The sequence below is a fragment of the Alterinioella sp. genome (assembly GCF_058343375.1).
In genome coordinates this window covers 1-11,655 of record NZ_JBTUJH010000030.1, presented here as the reverse complement: position 1 = coordinate 11,655, position 11,655 = coordinate 1, and the positions used below count along the sequence as shown (strand labels likewise).

14 protein-coding genes are annotated in these 11,655 nt (G+C 63.0%); 8 read left to right on the top strand and 6 right to left on the bottom strand.

Translation table 11 applies throughout. From position 1 onward, the window contains the following. Positions 1-166: 166 nt before the first annotated feature. Both ACW8PS_RS05365 and ACW8PS_RS05360 read right to left on the bottom strand, forming a co-directional pair. Positions 167-496: a cupredoxin domain-containing protein gene (locus ACW8PS_RS05365; RefSeq protein WP_491526280.1), complete on the bottom strand. Its 330-nt coding sequence runs from the start codon at positions 494-496 to the stop codon at positions 167-169. 181 nt (positions 497-677) lie between these two features. Then, positions 678-2,177, bottom strand: a complete 1,500-nt coding sequence (locus tag ACW8PS_RS05360; protein WP_491526279.1) for a CoA-acylating methylmalonate-semialdehyde dehydrogenase — start codon at positions 2,175-2,177, stop codon at positions 678-680. 104 nt (positions 2,178-2,281) lie between these two features. Between ACW8PS_RS05360 and ACW8PS_RS05355 the strand changes: the two genes are divergently transcribed. From ACW8PS_RS05355 to ACW8PS_RS05325, 7 genes are all read left to right on the top strand, one after another. After that, complete coding sequence (locus tag ACW8PS_RS05355; protein WP_491526278.1) at positions 2,282-3,181, top strand: LysR family transcriptional regulator; 900 nt, start codon at positions 2,282-2,284, stop codon at positions 3,179-3,181. 145 nt (positions 3,182-3,326) lie between these two features. Beyond that, positions 3,327-3,761 carry a CBS domain-containing protein gene (locus ACW8PS_RS05350; RefSeq protein ID WP_491526277.1) on the top strand — a complete coding sequence of 145 codons (435 nt, stop codon included), beginning with the start codon at positions 3,327-3,329 and terminating at the stop codon, positions 3,759-3,761. Between the two features lie 67 nt (positions 3,762-3,828). After that, positions 3,829-4,323 carry a pantetheine-phosphate adenylyltransferase gene (gene coaD / locus ACW8PS_RS05345; protein WP_491526276.1) on the top strand — a complete coding sequence of 165 codons (495 nt, stop codon included), beginning with the start codon at positions 3,829-3,831 and terminating at the stop codon, positions 4,321-4,323. 73 nt (positions 4,324-4,396) lie between these two features. Beyond that, positions 4,397-4,903 carry a peptidylprolyl isomerase gene (locus tag ACW8PS_RS05340; protein WP_491526275.1) on the top strand — a complete coding sequence of 169 codons (507 nt, stop codon included), beginning with the start codon at positions 4,397-4,399 and terminating at the stop codon, positions 4,901-4,903. Next, positions 4,896-5,444 carry a peptidylprolyl isomerase gene (locus tag ACW8PS_RS05335; RefSeq protein ID WP_491526274.1) on the top strand — a complete coding sequence of 183 codons (549 nt, stop codon included), beginning with the start codon at positions 4,896-4,898 and terminating at the stop codon, positions 5,442-5,444. The genes ACW8PS_RS05340 and ACW8PS_RS05335 overlap by 8 nt, the downstream gene beginning before the upstream one ends. 120 nt (positions 5,445-5,564) lie before the next feature. Beyond that, positions 5,565-6,527 (top strand): DUF3179 domain-containing protein, encoded by a 963-nt coding sequence (locus ACW8PS_RS05330; RefSeq protein ID WP_491526273.1) that lies wholly within the window; start codon positions 5,565-5,567, stop codon positions 6,525-6,527. Between the two features lie 46 nt (positions 6,528-6,573). Then, positions 6,574-8,391 (top strand): ABC-F family ATP-binding cassette domain-containing protein, encoded by a 1,818-nt coding sequence (locus ACW8PS_RS05325; protein WP_491526281.1) that lies wholly within the window; start codon positions 6,574-6,576, stop codon positions 8,389-8,391. A gap of 663 nt (positions 8,392-9,054) precedes the next feature. Here ACW8PS_RS05325 and ACW8PS_RS05320 read toward each other — a convergent pair. Genes ACW8PS_RS05320 through ACW8PS_RS05310 form a run of 3 tightly spaced genes read right to left on the bottom strand, consistent with a single transcriptional unit; the run spans position 9,055 to position 10,365 of the window. Beyond that, positions 9,055-9,495 carry a DMT family transporter gene (locus ACW8PS_RS05320; protein ID WP_491526272.1) on the bottom strand — a complete coding sequence of 147 codons (441 nt, stop codon included), beginning with the start codon at positions 9,493-9,495 and terminating at the stop codon, positions 9,055-9,057. Between the two features lie 52 nt (positions 9,496-9,547). Continuing rightward, the gene (locus ACW8PS_RS05315) at positions 9,548-10,213 is read right to left on the bottom strand and encodes a hypothetical protein (protein WP_491526271.1); all 666 of its coding nucleotides are present in this window, start codon (positions 10,211-10,213) and stop codon (positions 9,548-9,550) included. 14 nt (positions 10,214-10,227) lie between these two features. After that, entirely contained in the window at positions 10,228-10,365 is a 138-nt protein-coding gene (locus ACW8PS_RS05310; protein WP_491526270.1) for a hypothetical protein, read from the bottom strand. Between the two features lie 251 nt (positions 10,366-10,616). Between ACW8PS_RS05310 and ACW8PS_RS05305 the strand changes: the two genes are divergently transcribed. Further along, positions 10,617-10,919 (top strand): hypothetical protein, encoded by a 303-nt coding sequence (locus ACW8PS_RS05305; RefSeq protein WP_491526269.1) that lies wholly within the window; start codon positions 10,617-10,619, stop codon positions 10,917-10,919. A gap of 92 nt (positions 10,920-11,011) precedes the next feature. Here ACW8PS_RS05305 and ACW8PS_RS05300 read toward each other — a convergent pair whose 3' ends face one another. Then, entirely contained in the window at positions 11,012-11,542 is a 531-nt protein-coding gene (locus ACW8PS_RS05300; protein ID WP_491526268.1) for a hypothetical protein, read from the bottom strand. Between the last annotated feature and the right edge of the window lie 113 nt (positions 11,543-11,655).

The window sequence follows — 11,655 nt, the reverse complement described above, 5'->3', positions numbered from 1 at the left end:
GGTGGCGATCTCGGGCGCTCTGGCAGGGCGCAAGATCACGGCGCGCGATTCCGGCCCGCACGGGCTGTAACCCGCCGCATCCGCTTTCATCACCAAAACTTTTCAAAACAGATCGGGGGGTCGCATCGCGGCCCCCCATTTTTCACTATGCTCCGTCAAGGCCCGTTCAAGTGACGGTAATCGTGCCGGTCATGCCGGGATGAAAGACGCAGATATATTCAAATGTGCCGGCCGATGTCAGCGTGATCGAGCCGGATTCATTGCGGCCCAACAGGCCGGTGTCAAAGCTGCCATCGCGGGCCGTCGCGGTATGTGGCGCGCCGTCCAGATTGGTAAACACCACGGTATCGCCGACCGAGGCCTGCAAATTGACGGGATCATATTCAAAGCGTTCGATCGTGACCACATGGGTGGCGGCCTGGGCGCGGCTCACGCTCAGCGCCAGTGGCGTGGCAAGGATGGTGGCAATGGCGGCGCGGCGGGTCGTGTCGGTCATTTTACGGTTCTCCTGCTGGGTAGAGGCAAGATGGGGACGCCGCGCGCGCCTGTAAATATCTGTGGCCGCGCAGATCACGCCTTTGTGTGAATTGTCGCAAACCGAAGGCTGCATGACACCGAAAAGGCCCCCCGCGCCAATGCGGAGGGCCTTTATCTATCCCGTCAGAGTTGTGTTCGGATCAATCCATCGCCTTGAAGTTGAACTCGCCGCCTTGCCTGATGCCCGAGGGCCAGCGCGCGGTGACGGTCTTGGTGCGGGTATAGAACTTGAACGCATCCGGCCCGTGCTGGTTCAGATCGCCAAAGCCCGACTTCTTCCAGCCGCCAAAGGTATGATAGGCCAGCGGCACCGGGATCGGCACATTGATGCCGACCATGCCGATATTGATCCGGTTGGCGAAATCGCGCGCGGTGTCGCCGTCGCGGGTGTAGATCGCGGTGCCATTGCCATATTCATGGTCCATCGCCAGGCCGATGGCCTCCTCATAGGATGCCGCGCGCACGGTGCTCAGAACCGGGCCGAAGATCTCCTGGCGGTAGATATCCATATCGGGCGTCACATGGTCAAACAGATGCGGGCCGACAAAGAACCCATCCTCATAGCCTTGCAGGCTGAAGCCGCGGCCATCGACCACCAGTTCGGCCCCCTGATCGACGCCGCTCTGCACCAGCCGTTCGATATTGGCCTTGGCGGCGGCGGTGACCACGGGGCCATAATCGACATCATCGCCCGAGGTATAGGGGCCGACCTTCAGCGCCTCAACGCGGGGCACCAGTTTCTCGATCAGCCTGTCGGCGGTTTCCTCGCCGACCGGAACCGCCACCGAAATCGCCATGCAGCGTTCGCCGGCGGCACCATAGCCGGCCCCGATCAACGCATCGGCGGCCTGATCCAGATCGGCATCGGGCATGATGATCATGTGGTTCTTGGCCCCGCCAAAACATTGCGCCCGCTTGCCGTTGGCGGTGGCGCGGGAATAGATGTATTGCGCAATCGGGGTCGATCCGACAAAGGCCACCGCCTGCACCGTTTCATTGTCCAGGATCGCATCGACCGCTTCCTTGTCGCCATTGACGACCTGCAAGACGCCATCGGGCAGACCGGCCTCCTGGCACAGCGCCGCCAGCATCAAGGGCACCGACGGGTCGCGTTCCGACGGCTTCAGAATCATCGCATTGCCGCAGGCCAGCGCCGGGCCCATGCCCCAAAGCGGGATCATGGCGGGAAAGTTGAACGGCGTGATCGAGGCCACCACACCAAGCGGCTGACGCATCGAATACATGTCGATGCCGGGGCCGGCGCTGTCGGTGAACTCGCCCTTCAGCATCTGCGGCGCACCGATGCAATATTCGATCACTTCCAGCCCGCGCTGCACGTCGCCCCTGGCATCGGGGAAAGTCTTGCCATGTTCGCGGCTCAGCGCTTCGGCCAGCTTGTCCATGTCGCGGTTGATCAACCCGACCAGCGCCATCATCACACGGGCACGGCGCTGCGGGTTGGTGGCACCCCAGGCGACCTGCGCCTTGGCGGCATCGGCAATGGCGGCGTCGATTTCGGCGCTGCTTGCCAGCGCCACGCGCGCCTGCACTTCGCCGGTGGCGGGGTTGAAGACATCCGCCTGCCGCGCCGCCGCCCCGGGCACCTGCGCGCCATTGATCCAGTGACCGAGATTTTCCATGCCATATCCTCCAATTTCTGTTGCGCCAAGCATAGCCTTGCATTCCTGCACGAAAAAGAGACAATACTTCAAAACCATTTTGCATTTTCGCAAAGGCCACCGGGATGCCCAACTGGGATGACATGCGCATTTTCCTTGCCGTGGCGCGCGGCGAAAGCCTGTCGCGGGCAGGGCGCGTGCTGCGCATGGACCCGGCCACGGTGGGGCGCCGCATCGCCCGGCTCGAGGACAGGCTGGCCGCCACGCTGTTTGTGAAATCGCCGCAAGGCTACACCCTGACCGAGGCCGGCGCGCGCCTGCTGGAGCCCGCCGAACAGGCCGAAAGCGCGCTGGCCGCGGGCGTCGGGGCGGTGACCGGCGTGGGGGCGGCCCTGACCGGCGTGGTCCGCATCGGGGCCCCCGATGGCAGCGCCAATTTCGTGTTGCCGCAGGTCTGCGTGCAGATCCGGAAGGACAATCCCGATCTGGAGATCCAGATCCTGGCGCTGCCGCGGGTGGTCAACCTGTCCAAGCGCGAGGCCGATATGGCGATCACCGTCAGCCCGCCCGAAACCGGCCGCCTGACGGTGCAGAAAGTGGCCGATTACCACCTGCATCTGGCCGCCCCGGTCGAAATCGCCGATCAGATCACCGATCTTTCGGCGCTGAAAAACCGCCCCGTCATCGGCTATATCGCCGATATGATTTTCGACAAGGAGCTGGATTACCTCTCGGAACTGGGGGTCGGGCAGGTGCAACTGGCCTCCAATTCCTTCTCGGTGCAACTGATGTTGATGCGGGCCCGCGGCGGCGTCGGCATCGCCCATGATTTCGCCATGCCCTTCGCGCCGGAATTGCGGCTGATCCTGCAAGACCAGGTGTCGCTGACCCGGTCTTTCTACCTGGTGCGCCACGCCTCGGACCGGCGCTCCGAACGTCTGACCCGCTTTGCCGAGGCGTTGATCCAGGGCCTGCGCGCCGAAATATCTCGGCTGGAAGGGCAGGGCGCATGTCAATCTGGTTGATTTTCAAAGCCCCGCGCCTTGTCAGAGAAAAAATCCGTCAAACCAGTGGCACAGGATGAACGGGTCCTGACCCTAACGCCTTGACAGCCCGGCATTCTGGCGAAACGCTGATCACAGGCAATTTACCACCCGAGGGGACCAGATCATGCTCGTTCAGCAAATATTGAAAATGAAATCGGGCGAAGGTGTGGTGACGCTGGCACCGGGGTCGACGCTGGCCGATGCCGCCAAGCTTCTGTCGGACCGCAAATTCGGCGCCATCATCATCTCGCCCGATGGCGTGAAAGTGGCCGGCATCCTGTCGGAACGCGATATCGTGCGCGAACTGGGCACCCGCGGCCCTGAATGCATGGCCGATCTGGTCGATGACGTGATGACCTCGGAAATCGTCACCTGCACCCGCTCGGATGGATCAGGCGAAGTTCTGGCCAAGATGACCGCGGGCCGGTTCCGCCACATGCCGGTGATGGAGGGCGACGAGATGGTCGGATTGATTTCGATCGGCGATGTCGTCAAGGCGCAGCTGGCCGAACTGGCGATGGAAAAGGAAGCGCTGGAAAGCATGATCAAGGGGTTCTGAACCCCGGCCCGGCACCCGCCGCCCGCGCGCCCCACCCCTCGAAGCCCCCAATGCGGAGCCTTCCCCGATGCGTATTGCCCTCTATCCCGGCACTTTCGACCCGATCACACTTGGCCATGTCGATATCATCCACCGCGCCTGCAAGCTGGTTGACAAGCTGGTGATCGGCGTGGCCATCAACCGCGACAAGGGGCCCCTGTTCAGCCTTGAAGAACGCCTGGCCATGGTCGAGGCCGAATGCGACGCGCTGTCGCGTGCCACCGGCACAAGGATCGTGGCCCACCCGTTTGAAAACCTGCTGATTGATTGCGCCCGCGATGTCGGGGCGCAATTCATCGTGCGCGGCCTGCGCGCCATGGCCGATTTTGAATATGAATTTCAGATGGTGGGGATGAACCGCAAGATGGATCCCGGCATTGATACGATCTTTCTGATGGCCGATGCCGAACGTCAGGCCATTGCCTCCAAGCTGGTCAAGGAGATCGCCCGCCTTGGCGGCGATGTGCGCCATTTCGTGCCGCCGGCCATTCACCGGGCGCTGAAGGCGAAATACGGCCCCTAACCGCCCGCACCCCCTTTCCCTTTGTCGCGCGCCCCACTAGGGTGCCCGCGATTTTGCGCATGAGGAGGGCCCTATGGCCGATATCAAAGACCCCGAAAACACCATCCTGATTGATCTGAAAACCGGCCAGGTCGTGATCGAGCTGCTGGCCGATATTGCGCCGCAGCACAGCGCCCGGATGAAGGAACTGGCCCGCGAAGGTGCCTATGACGGCGTCGTGTTCCACCGCGTGATCGACGGTTTCATGGCCCAGACCGGCGATGTCGCCAATGGCAATGCCAACAAGGATTTCAACCTGCGCAGCGCCGGCACCGGCGGCTCCGACAAGCCCGACCTGCCGGCCGAATTTTCCAAATTGCCGCATGATCGCGGCACTATCGGCGCGGCGCGCTCGGCCAATCCGAATTCGGCCAACAGCCAGTTTTTCATCAACTTCAAGGATAATCACTTCCTCAATGGCCAATATACCGTCTATGGCCGGGTGATCTCGGGCATGGAACATGTCGATGCCCTGACCCGGGGCGAGCCGCCCGCGACCCCCGATCAGATGATCAGCGTCAAGGTGGCCGCCGATGCGTAGACTCGCCCTGGCGCTGATGCTGCTGGCAACACCTGCCGCCGCCGTCACGATTGAAATCGACGTCACCGGCGAGGCCGAGGGCACCATCACCATCGACCTGTTCGAAGAGGTCGCCCCCCTGCATGTCGAACGCATCGTGGCGCTGGCGCGCGAAGGTGCCTATGACGATGTGGTCTTTCACCGGGTGATCGACGGTTTCATGGCGCAAACCGGCGATGTGGAGTTCGGCCAGATGGGCATGGACATGCGCTATGCCGGGCGCGGCGGCTCCGATTATGACGATCTGCCGGCCGAGTTCTCCGATCTCAGCTTCGAGACCGGCATGGTCGGCATGGCCCGCGGCCCTGACCCCGACAGCGCCAACTCACAGTTCTTCATCATGTTCGCAGACACCCCGCAACTGGATGGTCAATACACCGTGGTGGGCCAGGTCATCGACGGCATGGAGGTGGTCGAGGCCATCAAACGCGGGGCCGGGCGCAACGGGGCCGTGATCGGTGAACCCGACAGGATCGTGGCGATCCGGGTCATCGAAGACTGAGACCCGCGCCCGCCACCGCCTTCACGATTTATCAGCCCTGTGCACCTTCGCGTGAGCAGGGCTGTTTTTTTTACCCGCCTCTGTCACGATGTCGCCCATGATAGTCAACGGAGGGTCCCGATGCGCCAAATAATCAGCCTGTGCCTTGTGCTGGCGCTAAGCCTGCCTGCGATGGCCAATCCGACCATATGGGCCCGCGAATGGCCAAACACCGATTTCACCCGCACATCGGTCGATTTTTCCGAGATCCTGTCGGGCGGCCCGCCGCGTGACGGCATCCCCGCGATCGATGATCCGGGCATGATCGAGGCCAGCGCCGAGACCCGGCTGGACTCGACCGAACCGGTTGTCGTGGTGCGCATCGAGGGCGCGGCCCCGCGCGCCTACCCGCTGCGCTATCTGACCTGGCATGAGATCGTCAATGATGTGATCGGCGGCGTGCCCATCGCGGTCACCTTCTGCCCGCTTTGCAATTCCGCGATCACCTTTGACCGGCGCGTCGATGGCCAATTGCTGTCCTTCGGGGTCTCGGGCAAGCTGCTCAGCTCCAACCTGATCATGTATGACCGCGAAACCGAAAGCTGGTGGCAGCAGGCCATCGGCAGCGCCATCGTCGGCGAATTGACCGGCACCGATCTGGATCTGGTGCCGACCTGGACCGAAGGCTGGCAATCCTATCTGGACAACAACCCCGACGGGCTGGTGATGGATGAACCCGATTGGCGCAGGCCCTATGGCACCAACCCCTATGTCGGCTATGACAGTTCGCGCCAGCCGTTTCTTTATAGTGGTGAGAACCCGCCAAACGGGGTGCCGCCGCTGGTCCGGGTGGTGCGCGTGGGTGACGCCGCCTGGCCCTTGACCCGGCTCAGCGCGGAGGGCGAGATCACCGAGGCCGGTCTGACCCTGTCCTGGGGCGCGGGGCAGGCCTCGGCGCTGGATACCAACCGGATCGGGGAGGGCCGCGATATCGGCAATGTGCGGGTGCGCGATGCCTCTGGCAATGATGTGGCCCATGATGTGATGTTCGCCTTCGCCTTTCATGCTTTCTGGCCGGAAGGGCAATGGATGTTGGGGCAATAACGCCGCATAGCTTGACGCGCGCGCCGTGGCGACATACTCGACCGGCATGGCCCGCGCACCGCTTCTTCAACTCTCCGATATTTCGCTGACATTCGGCGGCCCGCCGCTGTTTTCCGACCTCAGGCTGGTGGTCCATGAGGGCGACCGGGTGGCGCTGGTGGGGCGCAACGGATCGGGAAAATCCACCCTTCTCAAGGTGATGGCCGGGCTGGTCGAGGCGGATCGCGGCGCGCGCACATTGTCGCCGGGGGCCAGCGTCGGCTATATGGAACAAGATCCCGATTTTGCCGGCTTCGCCACTTTGGGCGATTACGCCACCGCCGGTCTGGACGCGGCTGACGCCTGGAAGGTGGAGGCCGCGGCCGATGGGCTGAAACTGACGCTTGACGCCACCCCCGAGGCGGCCTCGGGCGGTGAGCGGCGGCGCGCGGCGCTGGCCCGGCTTCTGGCCGAAGCGCCGGAACTGATGCTGCTCGATGAGCCGACCAACCACCTCGACATTCAGGCCATCACCTGGCTCGAGGCGCGGCTGCGCGAAACCCGCGCGGCCTATGTGCTGATCAGCCATGACCGGGCCTTTCTCAATGCGCTCAGCCGGGCCACGCTGTGGATCGACCGCGGCCAGGTGCGCCGTCAGGAAAAGGGCTTTGCCGATTTCGAGGATTGGCGCGACAAGACCTGGGAAGAAGAAGACCAGGCCCGCCACAAGCTCGACCGCAAGATCAAGGCTGAGGCGCGATGGGCGGTCGAAGGCATCTCGGCCCGGCGCAAGCGCAATATGGGCCGGGTGCGCGCCCTGGGCGAGCTGCGCCAGACCCGGTCCGACATGATCCGCCGCCAAGGCACTGCCGCGATGGCGCTGGAGGCGGGGCAGAAATCCGGCAAACGGGTGATCGAGGCCAAGGGCATCTCGAAATCCTTTGGCGATACGGTGCTCTTTCAACCCTTCGACCTGCGCATCCTGCGCGGCGACCGGCTGGCCTTTGTCGGACCCAACGGGGTCGGCAAGACCACGCTTCTGAAAGTGCTGACCGGCGAAATTGCGCCCGATACCGGCAGCGTCATCCACGGCACCAAGCTGGAAATCGCGGTGTTCGATCAGGCCCGCGCAGCACTGGACCCGAACGCGACATTGTGGGACAGCCTGGCGCTCGATCCGTCCATGGCGGTCTCGGGGGCGTCCGATCAGATCATGGTGCGCGGCCGGCCGCGCCACGTGGTCGGCTATCTCAAGGATTTCCTGTTTTCCGACGCCCAGGCCCGGGCCCCGGTCCGGTCGCTGTCGGGCGGCGAAAAGGCGCGGCTGTTGCTGGCCCGGCTGATGGCACGCGAATCGAACCTGCTGGTGCTCGATGAGCCGACCAATGATCTCGATATCGAAACGCTGGACCTGATGCAGGATCTGCTGGGCGATTATCCCGGCACCGTGCTGCTGGTCAGCCATGATCGGGACTTCATCGACCGGATCGCCACCGCGACCATCGCGATGGAAGGCGACGGGCGCGCGGTGACCTATGCCGGCGGCTATTCCGACTATATGGCGCAGCGCGGCGGCGATACCGGGCAGGCATCAACCAGGGGAAAACCCCGCGGGCAGTCCAGGAAATCCGCGCCAACCGCGCCAACCGCGAAATCCGGCCTCAGCAATAGCCAGCAATACCGGCTCATGGAATTGCCCGGCCAGATGGCGCGTCTGGAGGCCGAGATCGCCAAGCTCGAGGCATTCCTGTCCGATCCCGACCTGTTCACCAGCGCCCCGGCCAAATTCGCCAAAGCCTCCGCCGCATTGGCCGAACGCCAGCAGGCCCTGTCGGCAGCGGAAGAGGAATGGCTGACGCTGGAAGAGAAATCGGGCCGCGGCTGAGGCCCCTCAAGCCTCCTGACTTCAAAACGCGCGCCAGGGTTGGAACCATCCCGCCGTTTGATTGACAAAACGAGGGCCGCGCCTGACCCTGGGGGGCGCAGTTTCGGGCGCTTTGGGTCACGATGGTCCAACCAATCGAAACATCTTGATATGGGAAACCTTGCAAACGCGCCCTCCCATGGGGAGGGTCAGGCGCGGCCCGGCATTGCCGCCGGGCGAGACAGGGCTGTTTTGAATTCATTGGCGGCATTGAATGATGCGGGTTTCAACTCCACCATATTAGGGTCATGACCCATTAACCCTGCGCCACTGGTTTGACAGATTTTTTCTCTGACAAGGCGCGGGGCGCATGTAAATCTGGTTGATTTTCAAAGCCCCGCAACGCGGTCAGGGGGAAAATCCGTCAAATCCGAAGGACGCTGATCTGCCTTCATTTCAGCGTCTCGGCGCGCTTGCAAATGGAGCCACCATTACCGGCGCGCGCCAAGCCGCTGATATTTCGGCAGATCAGCGCCAGTGGCGCAGGGTTAATGGGTCATGACCCTAGGGACATGACCCCAAAGCAGGTCTCGAAAAAACCTGAACCACCTGACGCTGCCTGAACTCAAGGATTGCAACGCGGTCCAAGCGATGCACCCTGCCTCAGCTATTCCCGGAAGTGCCTTAACGCGCCGCCAATTGCGTCAGCGCCACGCCCAGCCCCATCACCACGATACCGCCCGCCCGCAGCGCGCTCAGCGGGGATACCTGCGCCCCGAACAGGCCGAAATGATCAATCAGGGCCGCCGAAACCAACTGCCCCAACAACACGAAAAACACCGCATTCCCAACCCCGAATTGCGGCGCGACATAGGTGATGGACACCACATAGAACGCCACCAGAACGCCCGCCAGAAACAGATGCCAGGGCTGCCCCGACAGCCGCAACAGCGCGCCGGGGCCGGTGGCGATGGTGACCAGGGCGGTCGCGCCGAACGCCACCACAAACAAGATCAGCGCCGCCGCCGCAGGCGACCCGATATTGGCCCCAAGCCGCGCGTTCAGCGCCGCCAGAATGGGAATGCCAAACCCCGCCGCCAGCATGATCAGAACGTTTTGCGACATCGGCCCGCCTCTCGTTTCAACGCTGGACTGCGCGCGTATAATCGGCAAGCCCTCAACTGCAAATCCCACCCGTATCGGCACCGGCCCAGGGCAGGGCCACATCCATAAGTCTGCTCTGCCCGCCCGCCGCAGGGGTCTCCATCAGCGGCGACAATATCCGTTCCAGCCGCGCGGTGCGCGCGCCGCCCGGGTCCAGCGTGCGGCAACAGACATATTCGCTGACCAGGCTGGCCTGCTGCTCATAGCCATAATCCAACAGGCTGCGTTCCTCATTCGGATCAAACAGATAGGGGTCGTCGCTGACCCATTGTTCGGCGGCCGCGCGCAACGGGTGATAACCGGTGACATCGCGGTTCTGCCATTGCCAGACATGTGTCATCTCATGCGCGAAATACATTGCCGCAATCAGGTTGATCCGATCAGGATATCCGTCCAGATAATCCTCGAGATAATAATCGGGGGCGATCAAGACGCGCTGAAACAACACCGCGCCGGCGGTGCGGGTCTGCACCGTCGCAGTGGTCGGCGGCGGCAGGATCAGCTCGCGGCAGGTATCGCGCGGGCGCACCGCGATGGTGGATACGCGCAGCCCGATCAGCGGGTTTTCGACCATCCGGATAGGCTCGGTCTGCAACCCCGGCTGAATCTCGGCCATAAAGACGCGCTCGGCCTCGCTCAGCGGGCGGCCACAGGCGGCAAGCGCCAAAAGCAATATCAACCAGCCGATCCGCATCACACCGGTATCGCCAGCACGCGGCCGCTCTCTGACAGGCCGCGGCCCGATTGCGCCGGGGCCAAACCGGCCGCCAATGCATCCACACCGCCGTGGCGGTCGGCCGCGATGGCATGGATCTGAGAAAAATCACGCATTTCAAGGGCCTCGATCACAGGGGGTGGCACCAGCCTAACGCAAGGTCACCATGTTGCAAGACGCCTTGCGGGTGCGGCCAGGGTGGCACAGATAACAATTTGAAAACAAACATGTAAATTCGCCTCTCGCCGCGGGTGATATCCGATATCAGCGGCGCGATTTTGCATAACTTTGCCGCTTTGGCGAGGGTTGTGCTGCGTCCCTCGACCTATCCATTGACCCAAACCAGACTTTTAATAAGGAATTGAACATGAAACCCCTTTCGACCCTCGCCACCCTGGCCGTTCTGGCCGCAACCCTTGGCACTGCCGCCGCGGCGCATACGACCACGATCACCCGCGCCGGGCACCATGGCTATACCATCGTGACCACGCAGCCCGCGCATCTGCCCCGGCCGGTGCTGCACCGGGCCCCGACGCATCTGCACCCCGGCGCACCGCTGCACCTGCATCCTGCCCCGCTGCCCTATCCCGGCCCGGTCTGCCTGAGCTGCCCGTCCACGCCGTATTACGCTGCACCTTACCTGATGATGCCCGGCTATATCATGCGCTAAGCGGGCCATCATGCGAAATTGCAATAAGAACACCCCCCGAAGCCTGTGTGCTTCGGGGGTTTTCTTGACCCCGACAGGGGGCCATATGCAGCTCAATCGCGCAGCCCGACACAGCGCCTGAGACCGTTCATCACCATCATATAGGCCTCATCGACCTGATAATCGGTCGGCAGATCCTCGGCATCGAACATCCATTCAAACCCGGCATCCCAGTCATAGGCGGCATGGACCCGCCGGTCGCCCAGATCATGCACCACCACGGCGCGGATCTTGGCATCCTCGCCCTGTCCGGTAAAGGTCCGAAAGGTCAGCCCCATGAAATCCAGATAGGCGCGGTAGAAATCTTCCGACAACAGATGGCGTGAGATATTCACCTCCCGGTCCAGCCGCCGCTTGGTGGAAATCAGATCGGGCGGCGAGATCTCTTTCCAATAGCCCAGATAGCGGCGGAAACAGTAGATCCGGTTCAGATCCGGCGCGATGCGCTCATAGATCTGCAGCCGCTTGGCGATGATGCGCCGGTTCTGCCAAAGTGCCGCGTCGATCGAGGCCAGCCGGATCAGCAGGGCCACACCGAATGCGGTGGCCAGAAGCAGCGAGAGGAGTTGCAGCCAGAGGGGCATGGGGGCGTGTCCTTGGTTCAGACCGCAAGGCTAACAGGTATCGAGCAAAATCCAAACCTGGCTGAATTATCCCGGCCCGGACTCAAGGCGAAGCCGCCGGGCCAGCGGCGGCC

Excerpts from the sequence above, each read along its gene's own strand:
- ACW8PS_RS05320 (WP_491526272.1), bottom strand. The coding sequence starts at position 9,495 with ATGTCGCAAAACGTTCTGATCATGCTGGCGGCGGGGTTTGGCATTCCC.
- ACW8PS_RS05325 (WP_491526281.1), top strand. The coding sequence starts at position 6,574 with ATGGCCCGCGCACCGCTTCTTCAACTCTCCGATATTTCGCTGACATTC.
- ACW8PS_RS05305 (WP_491526269.1), top strand. The coding sequence starts at position 10,617 with ATGAAACCCCTTTCGACCCTCGCCACCCTGGCCGTTCTGGCCGCAACC.
- coaD (WP_491526276.1), top strand. The coding sequence starts at position 3,829 with ATGCGTATTGCCCTCTATCCCGGCACTTTCGACCCGATCACACTTGGC.
- ACW8PS_RS05335 (WP_491526274.1), top strand. The coding sequence starts at position 4,896 with ATGCGTAGACTCGCCCTGGCGCTGATGCTGCTGGCAACACCTGCCGCC.
- ACW8PS_RS05360 (WP_491526279.1), bottom strand. The coding sequence starts at position 2,177 with ATGGAAAATCTCGGTCACTGGATCAATGGCGCGCAGGTGCCCGGGGCG.
- ACW8PS_RS05355 (WP_491526278.1), top strand. The coding sequence starts at position 2,282 with ATGCCCAACTGGGATGACATGCGCATTTTCCTTGCCGTGGCGCGCGGC.
- ACW8PS_RS05330 (WP_491526273.1), top strand. The coding sequence starts at position 5,565 with ATGCGCCAAATAATCAGCCTGTGCCTTGTGCTGGCGCTAAGCCTGCCT.
- ACW8PS_RS05365 (WP_491526280.1), bottom strand. The coding sequence starts at position 496 with ATGACCGACACGACCCGCCGCGCCGCCATTGCCACCATCCTTGCCACG.
- ACW8PS_RS05310 (WP_491526270.1), bottom strand. The coding sequence starts at position 10,365 with ATGCGTGATTTTTCTCAGATCCATGCCATCGCGGCCGACCGCCACGGC.
- ACW8PS_RS05300 (WP_491526268.1), bottom strand. The coding sequence starts at position 11,542 with ATGCCCCTCTGGCTGCAACTCCTCTCGCTGCTTCTGGCCACCGCATTC.
- ACW8PS_RS05350 (WP_491526277.1), top strand. The coding sequence starts at position 3,327 with ATGCTCGTTCAGCAAATATTGAAAATGAAATCGGGCGAAGGTGTGGTG.
- ACW8PS_RS05340 (WP_491526275.1), top strand. The coding sequence starts at position 4,397 with ATGGCCGATATCAAAGACCCCGAAAACACCATCCTGATTGATCTGAAA.